The sequence below is a fragment of the Nocardia sp. NPDC004582 genome (genome assembly GCF_053602115.1).
This window is the reverse complement of sequence record NZ_JBSGCY010000084.1, coordinates 1-16,311: the sequence shown is the minus strand read 5'-3', so window position 1 is coordinate 16,311 and position 16,311 is coordinate 1. Positions and strand designations below refer to the sequence as shown.

15 protein-coding genes are annotated in these 16,311 nt (G+C 70.8%); 5 read left to right on the top strand and 10 right to left on the bottom strand.

The annotated features are described in order from the left end of the window. The first annotated feature begins 181 nt into the window (after positions 1 to 181). Entirely contained in the window at positions 182 to 1,402 is a 1,221-nt protein-coding gene (locus ACWELJ_RS22105; protein ID WP_452368020.1) for a bifunctional 3,4-dihydroxy-2-butanone-4-phosphate synthase/GTP cyclohydrolase II, read from the top strand. 3 nt (positions 1,403 to 1,405) lie between these two features. Here the strand turns inward: ACWELJ_RS22105 and ACWELJ_RS22100 are convergent, their stop codons facing one another. From ACWELJ_RS22100 to ACWELJ_RS22090, 3 genes are all read right to left on the bottom strand, one after another. Continuing rightward, positions 1,406 to 2,464 carry a hypothetical protein gene (locus ACWELJ_RS22100; protein WP_452368019.1) on the bottom strand — a complete coding sequence of 353 codons (1,059 nt, stop codon included), beginning with the start codon at positions 2,462 to 2,464 and terminating at the stop codon, positions 1,406 to 1,408. A 118-nt stretch (positions 2,465 to 2,582) separates the two neighbouring features. After that, positions 2,583 to 3,725 (bottom strand): erythromycin esterase family protein, encoded by a 1,143-nt coding sequence (locus ACWELJ_RS22095; RefSeq protein ID WP_452368018.1) that lies wholly within the window; start codon positions 3,723 to 3,725, stop codon positions 2,583 to 2,585. A gap of 17 nt (positions 3,726 to 3,742) precedes the next feature. Beyond that, entirely contained in the window at positions 3,743 to 3,967 is a 225-nt protein-coding gene (locus ACWELJ_RS22090; protein WP_452368017.1) for an LmrA/YxaF family transcription factor, read from the bottom strand. A 120-nt stretch (positions 3,968 to 4,087) separates the two neighbouring features. On the opposite strand from ACWELJ_RS22090, the gene ACWELJ_RS22085 reads away from it, so the two are divergent. Beyond that, positions 4,088 to 5,020, top strand: a complete 933-nt coding sequence (locus ACWELJ_RS22085; protein ID WP_452368016.1) for an alpha/beta hydrolase fold domain-containing protein — start codon at positions 4,088 to 4,090, stop codon at positions 5,018 to 5,020. Here ACWELJ_RS22085 and ACWELJ_RS22080 read toward each other — a convergent pair. After that, a complete protein-coding gene (locus tag ACWELJ_RS22080; RefSeq protein ID WP_452368033.1) occupies positions 5,011 to 5,385 on the bottom strand; it encodes a hypothetical protein in 375 nt (124 codons plus the stop codon). The two genes, ACWELJ_RS22085 and ACWELJ_RS22080, sit on opposite strands and share 10 nt — an antisense overlap. A gap of 156 nt (positions 5,386 to 5,541) precedes the next feature. Here ACWELJ_RS22080 and ACWELJ_RS22075 point away from each other — a divergent pair, with 156 nt between their 5' ends. Together ACWELJ_RS22075 and ACWELJ_RS22070 are read left to right on the top strand one after the other, a co-directional pair. Beyond that, positions 5,542 to 7,848, top strand: coding sequence for an ATP-binding protein (locus ACWELJ_RS22075; protein ID WP_452368015.1), 2,307 nt, complete (start codon positions 5,542 to 5,544; stop codon positions 7,846 to 7,848). A 32-nt stretch (positions 7,849 to 7,880) separates the two neighbouring features. Further along, positions 7,881 to 8,510 carry a hypothetical protein gene (locus ACWELJ_RS22070; protein WP_452368014.1) on the top strand — a complete coding sequence of 210 codons (630 nt, stop codon included), beginning with the start codon at positions 7,881 to 7,883 and terminating at the stop codon, positions 8,508 to 8,510. Here ACWELJ_RS22070 and ACWELJ_RS22065 read toward each other — a convergent pair whose 3' ends face one another. The 6 genes from ACWELJ_RS22065 to ACWELJ_RS22040 form a co-directional block, all read right to left on the bottom strand. Then, positions 8,511 to 9,035 carry a DinB family protein gene (locus ACWELJ_RS22065; RefSeq protein ID WP_452368013.1) on the bottom strand — a complete coding sequence of 175 codons (525 nt, stop codon included), beginning with the start codon at positions 9,033 to 9,035 and terminating at the stop codon, positions 8,511 to 8,513. A gap of 99 nt (positions 9,036 to 9,134) precedes the next feature. Beyond that, positions 9,135 to 9,989: an alpha/beta fold hydrolase gene (locus tag ACWELJ_RS22060; RefSeq protein WP_452368012.1), complete on the bottom strand. Its 855-nt coding sequence runs from the start codon at positions 9,987 to 9,989 to the stop codon at positions 9,135 to 9,137. Further along, complete coding sequence (gene hsaA / locus ACWELJ_RS22055; RefSeq protein WP_452368011.1) at positions 9,989 to 11,149, bottom strand: 3-hydroxy-9,10-secoandrosta-1,3,5(10)-triene-9,17-dione monooxygenase oxygenase subunit; 1,161 nt, start codon at positions 11,147 to 11,149, stop codon at positions 9,989 to 9,991. Before hsaA ends, ACWELJ_RS22060 begins: the two co-directional genes overlap by 1 nt. Before the next feature lie 150 nt (positions 11,150 to 11,299). Then, positions 11,300 to 13,090: an alpha/beta hydrolase gene (locus ACWELJ_RS22050; protein WP_452368010.1), complete on the bottom strand. Its 1,791-nt coding sequence runs from the start codon at positions 13,088 to 13,090 to the stop codon at positions 11,300 to 11,302. Between the two features lie 297 nt (positions 13,091 to 13,387). After that, positions 13,388 to 14,338, bottom strand: a complete 951-nt coding sequence (locus ACWELJ_RS22045; RefSeq protein ID WP_452368009.1) for a LysR family transcriptional regulator — start codon at positions 14,336 to 14,338, stop codon at positions 13,388 to 13,390. A gap of 104 nt (positions 14,339 to 14,442) precedes the next feature. Beyond that, complete coding sequence (locus ACWELJ_RS22040; RefSeq protein ID WP_452368008.1) at positions 14,443 to 15,951, bottom strand: FAD-dependent oxidoreductase; 1,509 nt, start codon at positions 15,949 to 15,951, stop codon at positions 14,443 to 14,445. Between the two features lie 166 nt (positions 15,952 to 16,117). Here ACWELJ_RS22040 and ACWELJ_RS22035 point away from each other — a divergent pair. Beyond that, positions 16,118 to 16,311 (top strand): NAD-dependent epimerase/dehydratase family protein (locus tag ACWELJ_RS22035; protein ID WP_452368007.1); only part of this gene is annotated, 194 nt, incomplete at its 3' end.

Below are 16,311 nucleotides of genomic sequence, written 5' to 3'. Positions count from 1 at the left end.
CTGACCGCAGGGCCTGATTGAAGGGAAAGGCCCGGGAGCGATACGCTTCCGGGCCTTTTTTCGTGACCGCTCACCGAGACCTGACCTCGATGTTCTCCGCCAGTCATATTTCTATTGGTAATAGGCCGCTAGCCCAAGTTCCGCAAACCCTCGTTCGTGCGGCCGGAGAGGTTGGTCGACGATGACCGGTGCACTGGACTCCATCGAGAGCGCGGTGGCGGCGGTGGCCCGCGGCGGCATGGTGCTGGTCGTGGACGACGAGAACCGCGAGAACGAGGGCGACCTGATCCTGGCCGCCGAGCACGCGACCGCGGCGAACATCGCGTTCCTGGTGCGGCACACCAGCGGCGTCATCTGCGTACCCATGACCGGCGAGGACTGCGACCGGCTCGGACTGCCGCCCATGACCGCGGTCAACGAGGACCCCAAGGGCACCGCGTACACCGTCTCCGTGGACGCCGTCACCGGTGTCAGCACCGGCATCTCCGCGGCCGACCGCGCGCACACCATGCGCCTGCTGGCCGACCCGCGCACCACCGCCGAACAGCTCTCCCGCCCGGGCCACGTGTTCCCGTTGCGCGCCAACGACCGTGGCGTGCTGGGCCGTCCCGGCCACACCGAGGCCGCCGTCGATCTCATGCGCCTGGCCGGGCTGCGGCCCGCGGGCGTCATCGCCGAGGTGGTCAACGATGACGGCGGTATGGCCCGGCTCCCCGATCTGCTGATCCTGGCCAAGGAGTGGGACATTCCGTTGGTCTCCATCGCCGACCTGATCGAGTACCGGAAGCGGTTGGAGCACGGCATCTCCCGCGAGGTCGAGACCCGGCTGCCCACCCGCTTCGGCGATTTCCGGGTCTACGGCTACGCCGACGCGCACACCGGCGCCGAGCACCTGGCGCTGGTCCTGGGCGACCCGTCGGGCGAGAACGCGCTGGCGCGCGTGCATTCCGAATGCCTGACCGGTGACGCCTTCGGGTCGCTGCGCTGCGACTGCGGCGAACAGCTCGACGCCGCGCTGGAGGCGGTGGCGGCCGCGGGCCGCGGGGTCGTGGTCTACCTGCGCGGTCAGGAGGGCCGGGGCATCGGGCTGCTCAACAAGCTGCGCGCCTACGAACTGCAGGACGGCGGGGCCGACACCGTGGACGCCAATGTCCGGCTCGGCCTGCCCATCGACGCCCGCGACTACCGCGCGGCCGCCCACATCCTGCGTGATCTGGGCGTGAATTCGGTTCGGCTGCTGAGCAACAACCCGGCCAAGCAGTCCGGGTTGGCCGCCCACGGGGTCGCGGTGCACGCCCGGATCCCGCTGCAGACCCAGCCGACCGAGCACAATGTGCACTATCTGACCACCAAGCGGGATCGGATGAGCCACCTGCTGACCGACATTCCCGCGGTCGGCTAGCCCTCAGTCGTCGTCCGGCCGGTGCTCGTCCCAGCGCAGCCCCAACCGGAACGCCTGCAAGGCCGGCTTCGCCGGGGACACCCACGCCTGAAAACGCAAGTCCGACGGGTACTTCACGCCCGAGCGGCGGATCGCGGCCTTGGTCTCGGCCGCCATCTGCCGGGCCGCGCCGACGCCGTGGTTGTACATCCGCCCGCGCGCGTGGTCATCCTCGCGGACCTCGAGCCGGGACAGGGCGTTGGCGGCGAAGAAGCCCTGCGCGATCCAGTGCGGGCGATCGGCCAGGGTGATCACCCAGATCACGTGCGGGACAAGGGGATGCAGGACCGGCAGGTCCACGGTCAGCGACAGGAACAGGCGGTCGATGTGGTCCTCGAGCTCCTCGAGGGTGGCCGCGTCGGGCTCCTTGTCGCCCAGCGCCCCGATGTCCCAGGCGCGCGACTCGTCCGGCCACGCCAGCCAGCACTCCCCCGGCCAGTGGTCCTCGTGGTATTCCCAGTCGAACTCCCGCTCGGTCTCGCGGGGGCCGCGCGGTTCGATCCGCAGGCTCACCTCGATCGGCCGGATCGACCGGCCCAGCGTCACGATCTCCCCGCCGCGCCACCACATCGCCTGTGCGCCAGGGCCACCGACCAGGTCCGGTTCGCCCAGGACTTCGACGCAGTCGGCCAGCGCGGTGGTGAACACGTGATCGACGACGGCCGACCCGCACGGAAACGACAGCACCAGCTGTGCGAACTCCCCGTACCCGAACCCCGGCGCGGTGGCCACCCGCCGGGTCTCGACGGCGACGAGTTCCGCGCCGTCCACGGCCGCGAAGACCAGCCCGGCCGCGTCGTCGCGGGTCGACTCCCAGGCCAATTTCGTATAGACCTCGTCGATCTCGGCCCACGACCAGTCCGTGAGCTCGGTGGCCAGCAGCGCCGAGAGGGCTTCACCGAAGCCGCCCAGCTCCACTCGCCGACCGTAATTGCGCGCCCACCACTCGTTCGCCTCCGCATCGCGTTGCCGCCGTTGCTCTTCCGACGGCTGCCGGAAGTCATCCCCAAGGTCTGCACTCACCGGCGCAGCGTATGCGAACCCGCTCGCGGCGCGTACCGACACCGGCGCGGCGCCCGCCCCGCACGCGAATTCGGCCTCACCCCAACCGCCGCCGTACCGGCGACCCCGGGTACCGGGCTCAGGGCAGCCACCGGACCGCGGTCACCGCACGCAGGTGCACGAGGACATCGAAGGCCTCCGGTAGATCGTGAACCGCCAAGTGCTCGTCGGCATCCCGGACGGGGTCGTACACGCCGCTGATCACGCGAAGCTTGGCCGGGCCCAGGATCGGGTCGGTGCGCAGGTCCCGCCACAGCCGGTCCGGGCGCGCCGCGCCGAGGCGCGCGTCCAGGAAATCCGGTGCCGGAGCCGGGATCTGGGCCACGCCGACATCGCCGTGGTGGAATCCGATCGCGACCGCGGCGTAGTCACGGCCGAAGTGTTCGCGCAGCACGCTGCCGACACCGGCCGTCGCCTCCTGCCCCGCCGCGAGCCCGATGGCGGCGGCCCCGGCGGAGACGTGCGCGATGCCGTCCCAATACACGGTGCGCGATCCGGTGCGCTGATGGTGGCCGATGATCGTGGCCGCCCACCGCGCGCCGTCGCCGGCGAGACTTCCCCGGCCCGCGACGCTGTGCCGATGGAATTCCTCGATCAAAGCCATTCGGGCGCGGGCGGTCTCGCCGAGTGCGGGGATCGACGCCACCAGCGCCGAGGCGTCGCGGGCGTGCTCGAGGAAGGGTCGGCCGGGGTGGACGCCGCGGGCGCGCTGGACGTGTTCGTCGAGAGTGTGCGCGGTGCGGATGGGGTCCAGGTGCGCGGCCAGCTCGGCGGCGCGTCCCGGCGCGTGGGCCCGGACCGCGTCGAGGACGGAGTCGTAGTCCTCGGGCTTGGCCTGCGCCGGTTTGACACCGATGATGGCGACCTGATCGCCGGGGTGGGCCTGGTTGAAGGCCCGGATCCAGGTCAGGGCCGCCGCCATTTCCGCTGTGCGCCAAGGCCGCCAGGCCAGGTCGAGGGCGGAGACGGCGGTACCCGCTCCGGTGCGGACATACGCGTCCAGGGTCGCGGCGACATCGGCGCTGTCCTGCACGGCCAGGGTGCGGAAACCGTGGCGCTCGACCAGATTCCGGAAGAGCGCGTCGCGCACGGCGAAGGTCTCGTGGGCGAAGCGGGTGGACTCGCCGATCCCGACGACGACCGCGTGCGACAGCGACCGCGCGAGGGTCTCGACGGTGGTGTCATCGAAGGGCGTGACGGCGAGGGTGGTTTCGGTCGACATGACCCCACCCTCCAACCTCAACCAATGTTGATGTCAAGCAACTGGTTCACACGCGCTGCCATCGCCTGTCCCGCGGCCAGCAGCGGCTCGGTGGAGCGCAGGGTCCGGCTGAGCACGAACGCGCCTTCCAGGGCGCACAACACGGCCACCATCAGCTCCCGGGCATCGGCGTCGCCGAGGCCGCGCCGCACGAAATAGCGTGTCCCCTCGTCGATCCAGCCCCGCATGACATCCGCGGCCATGTCCGCGTTCCTGACCGGCGCTGTCGTCGAGAACGGATAGGCCGCGCCGGGGTTTCGGTATCGTCGGCGGGAGCGGCCACACGACGCGGTGTGGGCACCCCAGCAACCCCGGAGGCGCGAATGCCCAGCCTGCTCAGCCGGATCGTGCCCTGGTATCTGCGGGTCACGCGCGCCAATCGCCCGTTCATCACCGCGGCGGGCGCGCGCGAACGCATCCGGGAGCGCACGCTGCGGCCGCTGCCCTACGGCCCGCCGCGCCGCCTGCGCTCCGATGTCGAGGTCTCGGTGCTGCACGATTCGGTCCGGCCCGTCTACACGCTGACGCCGCGGTCCGGTCGCGCCCGCGGCAATATCGTCTACGCGCACGGCGGGGGCTGGGTGAACGAGATCGCGCCGCAGCACTGGCGGCTGGCCGCGGCGATCGCGGCCCGCGCGGAAACCACTGTCACCCTTCCCATCTACCCATTGATCCCCTTCGGCACCGCCGATCGGGTGATCCCGGCCTTCGCGGAGCTGGTGCTGGCCAACCGGGCCCGCTACGGCGAGGTGTGCCTCGCCGGTGATTCGGCGGGCGGGCAGATCGCGCTGTCCACCGCCCTGCTGCTGCGCGACGAGCACGAGGTGCGACTGCCGCGCACGGCGCTGATCTCCCCCGCGCTGGACCTGTCACTGAGCAATCCGGAGATCGCCGAGGTGCAGCCGAGCGACCCGTGGCTGGGCCGCCCCGGCGGCCTGGTGCTCGGCGAACGCTGGAGCGGATCGCTGCCGATCACCGACCCGAAGGTCAGCCCGCTGTTCGCGGACTTCACCGGGCTCGGGCCGCTGACCGTGTTCTGCGGCACCCGCGACATCCTGATGCCGGACACTCGGCTGCTGGTCGGCAAGGCCCGGGCCGCGGGCGTGGCGGTCGACTATCACGAGGCCGCGGATCTGGTGCACGTCTACCCGCTGACACCGACCCCGGAAGGCCGTGCGGCGCAGGCCGTCCTGATCGACAGCCTGCGCGCGGCGCTGACCCGGCCGAACGGCGCGGAACCGTCCGCTCACCCGTGAGCGGCGGGCCCGTTCTCGGCCAGCCACGTGCGGGCTCGGGTGGCCGAGGCGCGCGAAAGCCAGGCGTCCTGCACGACTTCGGTGAGCTCGCCCAGGGTCAGTTCGGGAATTCGGCTGCCGCGCACCAGAACCGACAGGTGTCCGCGGAAGTGCGGCGTGGTGAAGAACGGTGAGCCCGGGTCCTGGGTCAGGGCCAGTTTGTCGTCCTCGGACGGCACCCAGATGATGATGACGTCGTCGTAGCGTTCCCCGGTCTCCGGATCGGCGGCGTCCGGGCGCGGGGTGCGGAAGTAGACGAAGGACTTGCGGCCCACCTGATAGACCGCATTGCCCGCGGGCCCGTGCTCGACGGTGACGTGCGGCATGGCCCCGGCCAGGTCGTGGACGTCGGCGAGGCGGGCGCGGCGGCTGCTGTTCGGCACCCGGTCGAGTGTATCGCCGCGCACACCCGGGGCGCCCGCGAGCAGGGTTTATGCGAGCCTGCTGGCACTGAATGCGGCAAATCACATAGGTTGGACGCCATGGCGCGGCGTGTCAATGGAAACCTCCCTGAAGAGGTCACTTCATTCGTCGGCCGTCGCGAAGAACTGGCTACCGCGAAGCGGCTGCTGCCGACCACCCGGGTGCTGACCCTGCTGGGTCCCGGCGGCATGGGCAAGACCCGGCTGTCGCGGCAGATCGGGCACCTGGTGGCGCGGGCCTTCCCGGACGGCGTGTGGCTGGTGGAGCTGGCCGACGTGCAGGATCCCGCCCTGGTCACGCTGAGCGTGGCCGAGGCGCTGAACCTGCGTGACGAATCCACGGCGCCGCTGCCGCGGCTCACCGAGTTCCTCGCCGACAAGCGGCTGCTGCTGATTCTGGACAACTGTGAGCATCTGATCGAGGCGTGCGCCGCGCTGGTCGGCCGGATCATCGCCACCACCCCCGATGTGCGGGTGCTGGCCACCAGCCGTGAGGTGCTCGGCATCCCCGGCGAGCAGGTGATGCCGGTGCCGCCGCTGACCGTGTCCGACACCCCGGGCGAGGACGGCGGCGACGCGCTGCAACTGTTCATCGAGCGGGCCACCGCCGCCAATCCGGGTTTCGAGGCCACCCCCGCGAATCGGGAGGTGCTGGCCGAGATCTGCCGCCGGCTCGAGGGCATGCCGCTGGCGCTGGAGCTGGCGGCGCTGCGGCTGCGCATGTTCACCCCCGAACAGATCCTCGACCGCCTCGACGACACCATCGGGCTGCTCAGCGCCGGCCCGCGTACCGCGCCGCAACGACAGCAGACCATCGAGGGCGCGATCCGCTGGAGCTACAACCTGTGCACCGCGGCCGAACAGACCCTGTGGGAACAGCTTTCGGTATTCGCCGGCGGTTTCGACATCGACGCCGCGGAGGCGGTGTGCGAGCTGGCGCCGGGCGCGCTCATCGAGGCGCTCACCGGGCTGGTGGACAAGTCGGTGGTGATGCTGCGCTTCGACGGCGATGTGGCCCGGTACTCGATGCTGGAGCCGATCCGCCAGTTCGCCGCCGACCGGCTCGCCGAACGCGGTACGGCGCAGGAGGTTCGAGCCCGGCACCGCGAGCACTACCGGCGGCTGGCCATGCAGGGGCAGACCGCGTACTGGACCGCCGCCGACGTGGCCTGGTTCCGCGAACTGAGCCGCGAGCACGCGAATCTGCGTGCGGCACTGCGATCCGGCCTCGAGGACGACCCGCTGGGCACCATGGCCACGGTGACGGTGCTGCGGCCGTTCTGGGAGCACAACCGGTTCCTGTCCGAGGGCTACCGCTGGCTCACCGACTCGCTCAGCCGCAACCCCGAGCGCACCGCCGAACGCGCCAAGGCGCTGTCCTCGGCGGCGTCGCTGGCCGCCCTGCTGGGCGATGAGGAGTCGGCGGCGCGGCTGGTGGCCGAGTGCATGGAACTGGCCGCCGCCCTCGACGACGACGACATCCTGGCCGAGATGGCGCTGGACCGGTCGCTGCTGGCCTTCCCCAGCGACCGGGAACGCTCCCTGGAACTGGGCCGCAGCGCCATCGAACTGGCCGCCGAGACCGGGCAGCACGCCATCGAGATGGACTCGCACGCCTTCTCTTTCATGGCCGCGATGGTCCTGGAGGCGCCCGGCCGCACCGAACTGGCCCAGCGGTTCCTGGAACTCACCACCGACTCCGGCTCGCATCTGCTGGGCGGGCTGGCGCTGTGGACGGTCGGCATCGACCACTGGCGGCGCGGCGAACTCGACGCGGCCGCCGACTTCCACCGCCGCGCCATCGAGCAGCTGGCCCTGTTCGAGCGCTGTATCTGGCTGTCGTCGGCCTTCGAGGGCCTGGCCTGGACGGTCTCGGCGGGCGGTGACCACGAGCGGGCCGCCCGACTGCTGGGCGCGGCGGAATCCTTGCAGCGCAGCACGATCCGGCTGGCGCACACCATCACGGTCGCGGTCGGCGAGAAGGAGCGGCTCAAGGTCCGCGAAGCGCTGGGCGAGGAGGCCTTCCGCACCGCGTTCGGCGCGGGCGCGAGCCTGCCGCTGAGCGAGGCCATCGACTTCGCGCTCGGCCACACCGCCGCGCCGGAGCCGGAACCGGTCACGGCGCCGCCCGCGCTCAAGCGCCCGGTCCGCCCGGCGACGGCGACGCTGTCGGAGACCAATGTGCTGACCCGCCGCCAGAAGGACGTGGCCCGGCTGGTCGCCGCCGGGCACAGCAACAAGAAGATCGCCGCCGACCTGGTCATCTCGGTGCGCACCGCCGAGACCCACGTCGAGCACATCCTCACCAAACTGGGCCTGACCTCGCGCACCCAGCTGGCGGCCTGGGCCCACGAACACGACCTGTAGGTCCCGACCAGCATCCCGGAGGACTTGCTCGCATGACTGCCATCGACGACTACCACCGGACCCGCGAAAGCCTGCACGCGGTGGCCGAACAACTGCTCGCCGGACCGGAATACTCGCGCAGCAAGACGATTCGGCTGATCCCGGTGCCCGGCGGCTTCGCCACCGCGCAGGAGCCGCGACTCGCGGTGCGCGCCGATGTCCTGCTGCTCGACGACCTGCCGATCGGGAAGCTGGACGGCTCGACCATCACGGAGCTGGCCGCCGCGGCGGGCGTCGAACCCGGGATGCCGGAGGGCGTGTACACGAGCCGCACCACCTTCGACCCGAACACGCCCCTGTTCGTCGACGCCAGGCAGTCCCGGATCCTCACCAGCGCTTACGGACTCGGCGATGCCGCCCTGCGCGCCCTGGCCCCGGACCGCACGCCGGTGCTGTGGCCCGAGCATTTCGATCTGGGTATCGACATCAACGAAGTCAATTACGGCGTCTCGCCCGGCGACGCCCTGATCGGCGAGCCCTACGCCTACGTGGGCCCGTGGCGGCCGCGCACCGGCGACTTCTGGAACCAGTCCTTCGGCGCGTCCCGCACCATCGCCGAACTCGGCGACCTGGAAGCCCTCACCGAGTTCTTCCGGGAGGGCCGCCGCCGGGCCGCGGAGTGATCACTGGTAGCCGGTCGCCCCGTCGATGCGTTCGCGCAACAGGTCGGCGTGGCCGGCGTGGCGGCCGTACTCCTCGATCATGTGCAGGTAGATCCAGCGCAGCGACAGGTTCGTGCCGGTTCGGGGGTGGACGGCGGTGTGGTCGAGGGACAGGTCGGCGATGGCCTTGTCACACCAGGCCAGTTCCTCGATGAAGCGGGCGTAGTCGGCTTCGGCGCGCTCGGGGTCGGTGTCGTCGAAGTCGCCGTCGCGATTGATCTCGTCGGAGTAGAGATAGGCGAGATCCTCGCCGGCCGCGCGCATGCGGAACCAGCCGCGCTCGACCTCGGTCATGTGCCGGATCAGGCCGAGCAGGGACATGGAGGACGGGTCGACGCTACGGGTCGCGAGTTGAACGCCGGTGAGGCCCTGGCATTTCCACAGCAGGATCTCGCGGCCACGGGTGAGCAGGGAGTGCAGCATGGCGCGCTCGTCGCCGTCGAGCAGCTGCGGGGAACGGGTGACCTCGGGGGCTGTCCACGTCATGGTCGGACTCTAGCGCCGGGCCCGAATCGGGGAAAACGAATTCGGGGGTGGGCGGCACCCAGGAAGTACCGCTCACCCCCGAACCCGGGAAACCGCTTGCTAGAGGCCGTTGTTCAGGAAGTCGATCACCGAACGCTCGAAGGCGTCCTTGCGCTCCACCATGACCCAGTGGCCGCAGCGGGCGAAGGTGCGCAGGTCCGCGTTGGGGAGCTGCCGGGCCGCGAAGAGCGAGCCCTCCACCGGGGTGACCCGGTCGTCACGGCCCCACAGGATCAGCACTTCCTGCGTGATCCCCTTGAGCCGCGCCCACAGCGGAACCGGCTCGGCCAGCTTCGGGTTGTAGAAGGTGGCGTAGGCGTCGCGCAGCGCGGCCTGCCCCTTCGGGTCGGCGGCGGCCTTCAGACGCTTGGCGACGAGTTCCTCGGTGAGGGTGGCCGGGTTGGAGACCATGGCCCGCAGGAAGCCCATGGCCTTCTCGTCGCTGGGGTTCATATTGAACTCCATGAGCCGGTTGATGCCCTCGGACGGCTCGGGTCCGAGGATGTTCACCCCGACCCCGCCGGGGGCCATCAGCACCACGCGGTCCACGCGGCCCGGGTGCTCGAGCGCGAGCAGGGTCGCGACCGTGCCGCCCATGGAATTGCCGAGCACATGCGCCTTTTCGAGGCCGAGCTCATCGAGCAGCCCGATCACCGCGTCGGCGGCGATGCGCAGGTAGTTGCGCTCGTACACCTCCGGGCGGCCGCTCTCGCCGAAGCCCGGCTGATCCAGGATCAGGCAGCGGAAGTGCTGGGCCAGCACCGGCAGGTTCTCACCGAAGTTGGCCCAGCCGGAGACGCCCGCGCCGGAGCCGTGCAGCAGCACCAGCGCCGGGCCCTCGCCGGCCTCGTGATAGCGGAGCTTGTGACCGTCGACGGTCACCCACTTGGTGGTGCTCTCCGCGGTGAGGGTCATCAGAGCATCCGATCCGCGACCTCGAGGCCCATGGCGCCCTTGCCGTACATGGCCAGCGCGCGCTCCACATCGTTGATCACGTGCACGCTGCCGGCGTGGGCGTCACGCCAGTTGCGCTCGATGATGTTCGGCTGCCGGATGGCGTGGCCGCCGGAGTTCTTGAACAGCAGGTCGATCGCCTCGAGCGCGCGCTCGGTGCCGCGCACCTGGTCGCGGCGGGAGGCCAGCCGCAGCTCGAACGGGATTTCCTCACCGGCCTGCGCGTAGCGCAGCTGCTCGGACATGTTGCGCTCCATCTGGAGCACCGCGGCGTCGATTTCCGAAGCGGCACGGGCGATCCGGACGTGGGCGAAGGGATCCTCGGAGACCTTCTGGCCGCCGTAGGACAGCCGCACCCGCTCACGCTGACGCTCGATGTGCGCGTCGTAGGCGCCCTGCGCCGCACCGATGATGGGGGCGGTGATGGTGTTGGAGAACAGCGCGCCGAACGAGATCTTGTACAGCGGGTTGGTGTTCACCGCCTGGCCGGGGCCGATCAGGTTGGCCTGATCCGCGGCCGAGTAGGCGCGGTAGGCCGGGACGAAGGCCTTCTCGATGACGATGTCGTTGGAGCCGGTGCCCGCCAGGCCCGACACGTTCCAGGTGTCCTCGATGCGGTAGTCGGTGCGCGGCACCAGGACCGTGTAGTAGTCCATACCGGTCTCGGTCGGCACCAGCGCGCCCAGGAACACCCACTGGCCGTGGTCGCAGCCGGAGGAGAACTGCCAGCGGCCCGACAGCTCGTAGCCGCCGTCGACGACGGTCAGCTTGCCGGTCGGCGCGTAGGAGGAGGACACCAGGGTGTCGGGGTTCTCGGCCCACACGTCCTGCTGCGCCTGGTCCTCGAACAGGGCCAGCTGCCACGGGTGCGCGCCCAGCACCGAGGAGACCCAGGCGGTGGACGGGCAGACGGTGCCGATGGCGCGGATCACCTCGTAGAAGGCGACCGGCGACTCCTCCAGGCCGCCGAAGCGGGCCGGCTGCAGCATCCGGAACACACCGGCCTCGGTGAGCTCGGCGATGCTGGCGTCGGGCACCCGCCGCTGCTCTTCGGCCTGAACCGCGCGTTCCCGGATCGCGGGCAGCAGATCGCGGACCCGATCGAGCACCTTGTTAGTCATGCGGGCGTTCCTCCTCGTGCAGAGTTTCCTGCCATCGAAGTTATGGCCAACTAGGTGTTTCGAACCGAAATAGTCCCAATGATCGGAACATCGATTCCGGAGCAAAGCGTAGACACTCGGGTTGGCGCCGGCGGCGGATTGCCGCCGGACCTATTTGTGGGCGTACTCCCAGGTGATGTCCTCGTCGAGGGCCTTGCGGACCGCCGCGTCGAGGTCCGGGTTCCAGTCGGCCGGCTGGGCGACCGCGACCCAGCCGTCGAGGACCAGATCGCCGTAGCGGTGGCCGTGGCCCGAGGGCACGCCCTGCGCGTTGGCGAGGTCGGCGCTGATCTGCCAGAAGGTGACGATGGGCCACCAGCGGATGGACTTCGACACGTCCGCGCCGCGCGGTTCCTTCAGCCAATCCGGTTGGGTGAACAGCAGATCCGGCGACCACCACACGATTGGGTCGGAGGCGTGCTGCAGGTAGACCACGCGCGGGTCGATCCACTGGCGGTCGGGTCGGCCCAGGTCCGGTGCGGTGGCGGCGAAGCGGACGATCAGGCCGTCGGCGTAGATCGGCAGGATCTCCGGCGTCCCCACGTCGCGGCGCCGCACGATCTGGCTCCAGATGCGGTTCGAGTTGGGCGGGCCCACCCACAGCACGCCGTCCACCAGGCTGCGGATGTCGTCGAGTCCGGAGAACGCGCCCTCGGAGCCCTGCGACCCCAGGCTCTCCCCGTAGACCAGCAGCTTGGGCCGGTGCTCCGGGGGCAGCTGGGCCCACCGCTCGTGGACGGCGTGGATGACCAGCCGCCCGGAGTCGGTGGCCTTGTCGCGGTCCGACAGGAACGACAGCACGCTGGGCAGATACGAGTACTGGGTGGCGGCGATGGCGCTGTCGCCGCCGTACATGTATTCGATCGAGGCGGCGGTGGTGGAATCCACCCAGCCGGTGCCCGTGGTGGTCACCACCACCAGCACCTTGCGGTCGAAGGCGTGGGTGCGGTCGAGTTCGCGCACCACCAGGGCGGCGATGTCCTCGGGCCGCTGCGCCGAGTCCAGGCCCGCGTACACCCGAATCGGTTCGCGCGCGGGCCTTCCCGTGACCCGCGCGATCCGCTCGGCGGTCGGCGCGGTCGCCACGAACCACCGGCCCTCCGAGCCGAGCGTGTCCCAGGCGGCGAACGACTGTGGGCTGCCGGACCTTTCGGGCAGCTGCGGCTGGATCGCGCTCTCCGAGGTCTTGCCGTTGCGCAGGCTGAACGCCGAATTGGCGGTGGCGAAGAAGGCTTTCGCCAGCACGCCCTGGAACAGCAGGACGGCCAGCACGCCCACCACGACGACCGCGCCGGGGTAGGCGAGGCCGCGCGGAATGTGCCAGTCGATATTGAGCAGCCGCACGATCAGCCGGATCAGCCACCGCACCACGCGGAACGCGGCGATCACCAGGGCGAGCGTGGCCGCGGCCACCAGTTCCGCGCGCAGGTAGCTCGACGTGGTGGTGGGCTCCATCCCCATCAGCACCTCGAGGTCGCGCTGCCAGCGGGCCGAGCGGGCCAGCACCAGGGCCGCGCCGACGATGGTGCCGACCAGGATCACGACTTTGCCGACCGCCCGGGTGGTTTCGCTCGGATTCCACAGAGTGGCCAGGCCCTCGGCGGAGTCGGGCAGTCGCGGCTGCACCCACTTGGCGAACGCCCACGCCAGCACGCAGCCCACGCCGTAGCCGATGGCCGCGCTGATCCCGCAGACCAGGCCCTCGAACAGCCAGGTCCGGGGCAGCAGCGACGGCGAGACCGCCCACAGGAAGAAGATCCACGCCACGATGAGGCCGGGGTAGTTCGGGTTGATCGCGCGTTCGGCGCGGGCGATGGCCGCCCACACGCGGGACGGGAACGATCGGGTCTCCGGCTGTGCGTCGTCGGCGGGCTTGTCGAGGTCCTGACCGTCGGCCGTCATGCCCCCGAGTCTGGTCGCCCGGACTCCCCCGGACGGCAGCGACACGCGCGGACGGCACCGGCGCCGGCGGACACCGGGGGCTCAGGCCGGTGTCCGGCGGCGCCGGTTATCCGAGATTCCCTCATCGGGTAATGAGGGTGCGCCTCATCGGGAAATGAGACGGCCACGAACCGCAGGGAGGTTCGCGGTGGACGACGCGGCCCCCCGCGTTGTCCGCCCACGTCTGGGAACAGTAGGGCGTCCCGCCAGCAAAGTGAAACAGCTATTCTCCGGTGATTGACAAGCGGCACTTGTCAATCAGAGGTGGGCGGGCAGCGTGCGATCCTCGAAATCGGGCCGTTCGAGCAGCTCCACCAGTTCCGGACGCGCGGCCCGCACCTCCTGCGCGATCTCGACGAACGAACGCACCAGCGGGGATTCGTGTTCCGCGGGCCAGGCGACGGTTACCTCGTTGCGGGGGGCATCGACGATCGGCAGCAATCGGACCCGGGGAAACGGCATCCAGCGCGCCGACGCGACGGTCAGCACCACACCGACGCCCGCCGACACCTTGTGCAGTTCCTCGAGCAGCGACTTCGAGCGCGACACCACCGGCGCCGGACACCCCTCGCGGTGATCGTGCAACTCCCAGAAGGCATTCCACACCGGATCGTCGGTGGCCGCCCCGAGCAGCGGCTCGTCCAGCAGGTCGCGCACCCGCACCTCGGGCAGCCCGGTCAGCGGATGCGCGGCGGGCACCAGGGCCACCAGCGGCTCGGTGAACAGCGACTCGAAGCGAATTCCCTCCGCCCGGAACGGAAGTCGCACGAAGGCCACGTCCACGGTCCCGTCCGCGAGTCCGGCGGTGGGGTCCTCGTAGCCGAACTGCCGCATATCGACCGTCACCCCGGGATGCTTGTCCCGGAAGGCGGCCAGGATCGGCTCGGTCAGCGTCAGCGCCGCGCCTTCGAGGAAACCGAGCACCAGCCGGTCCGACTCGCGCCGCTGCGCCACCCGCGCCTGCTCGACCGCCAGCCCGAGCGTGGTCAGCGCGCCGCGCACGCCCTCGAGCAGCGCCTCCCCCGCCGCGGTGAGTTCCACACTGCGCGTGGTCCGGGTGAACAGCACCAGGTCGAGAGCCTGCTCGAGCTGCTTGATCTGCGCACTCAACCCCTGCTGCGCCACGTGCAGCCGCTGCGCGGCCCGCGTGAAACTGAGGTCCTCCGCCACCGCGACGAAATACCGCAACTGCCGCGAGTGCACATCCATAGCGAGCGAGTCTAGAACCAATCCGCGTGCCCGAGCCCCGGTCTCGGAGATCAACTGGACCATCGACCATTTCTGGTCGTCCGAGGAGCCGGGCGGCGGCCGGGTCAGGCGCGGCGGGCCGCGGCGGTGCCGGCGCGGCGACCGAAGAAGGTGCCGTCGCCGAGGGAGGTTCCGGAGATGTAGCCGAACCCGTGCAGCCCGTTGGCGGCCCGGCCCGCGGCGTAGAGGCCCGCGATCGGCTTGCCGTCGTGGTCGAGCACGTGCCCGTCGAGATCGGTGTGCAGGCCGCCGAGGGTGAACACCGACGCGCCGGTGCCGCGGCGGTCCCCGGCCTCCGACGGCGGTCGGACACCGGCCTTCACATCGATCGCGGCCAGCGGCGGAGTCAGCTCCCGCAGCCAGCGCGCGGCCTTGTGATGATCGAGATCCGCGCCCTGGCGCGCGAATTCGTTGTACCGGCCGATGGCGGCGGTCAGCGACCCGGCGGGCAGACCCGTGAGTGCCTCGAGCTCCTCGGGCGTTTCGGCGACATGCGTGGGCCGCACGCCCCAGCGCTGGGGTTCGGGGACGTCCTCGAAACCCTCCTCGTCGACGATGACCCACACCGCGGTGTCGTCGCCCGCCCAGCTGCCGCCCATGTTCTGGCGGTAGAGCGCGTGCTGGCCGATCCGGCCCGGGTAGGTGTCCTCGTTGACGAAGCGGCGACCCAGCGCGTTGACCACCATGCCCCGCACGGCCAGCCCCGGGATCAGCGACATGCCGACCTGCCCGGCGGACATGTGGCGCACCGCCGCGCCCAGCGCCTGGGCCATCCGGATGCCGGAGCCGTCGTCGGTGCCCGCGCTGACCTTGGTGTGGCCGAGCAGCTGCGGCGCGTGGGCGGCGAGCATGGCGTCGTTGTCGACGAAACCTCCGGTGGTGAGCACGATTCCGCGCCGGGCGCGAATGGTGAGCTCCTCGCCGTAGCGGCGCGCGACCGCGCCCACCACGACGCCGTCCGGGTCCACGACGAGCGTGCTGACGTAGGTGTCGAACTGGGTGGTCGCGCCGGCGGATTCGGCCGCGGCGGCCAGGCATTCCATCAGCAGCTTGCCGCCGAAGTCGTTGGCGGTGGGCCGGTGCCCGCGCGGGGCGGGATGGGCCGATTCGGTGAAGGGCCAGCTGTTCTCGCCCAGCCACATCAGGCCGTCGTCGGTGGGCGGCACCCAGGTGGGGGCGTCCCACATGGTCGGTTTGAACGGCACGCCGCGGTCGACCAGCCAGTGGAAGTGCTCGACGCTGCCGGCGCAGTACTCGTCGATCTTGGCGGTGTCCGCGCCCGCGCCGAGCGCGGCCTTCAGGAACGCGGCCATGGCCTCGGGGGTGTCGTCGAAGCCGCAGGCCACCTGGATCGGGGTGCCGCCACCGAGGTAGATCTCGCCGCCGGAGTTGGCCGACGCGCCGCCGGGGCCGCCCGCCCGGTCCACGATCAGCACCCGCGCGCCCGCGTGCGCGGCCTCGAAGGCCGCCGCGGCCCCGGCCGCGCCGTAGCCGACGACCAGCACGTCGGTCTCGATGTCGTAGGGGCCCACCTCGCCGGCCGCCCGCGGCGTGACCGAATTCCGCACTGTCATGCCTCGACGGTGCCCGCTCCGACCGCCATTCCTTAGCGGTCCATCTTGCTGACCGATTCACCGATCCCGTTGAACGGGACTGCAACCCTTCACACCCTCGTGTAATAGGGATGGTGTGTGAACGGCGTCACTGTGGTTGGGGACGCCTGCACGAGGAGGAGAGTCAATGCGGATTCTGGTCACCGGAGTCACCGAGCCGAGCGGCCGCGCTGTCGCGCGCATGCTGCTGGCCGCCGGCCACGAGGTATCCGGTCTGGACCGGCAGCGGCACCGCTACGTGGACCCGCGGGTCGAGGTGACCGTCGGCGACCTGTCCGACGCGCGGGTGTGCGCGCGCGCCGCGGCCGGGGCCGACGCGAT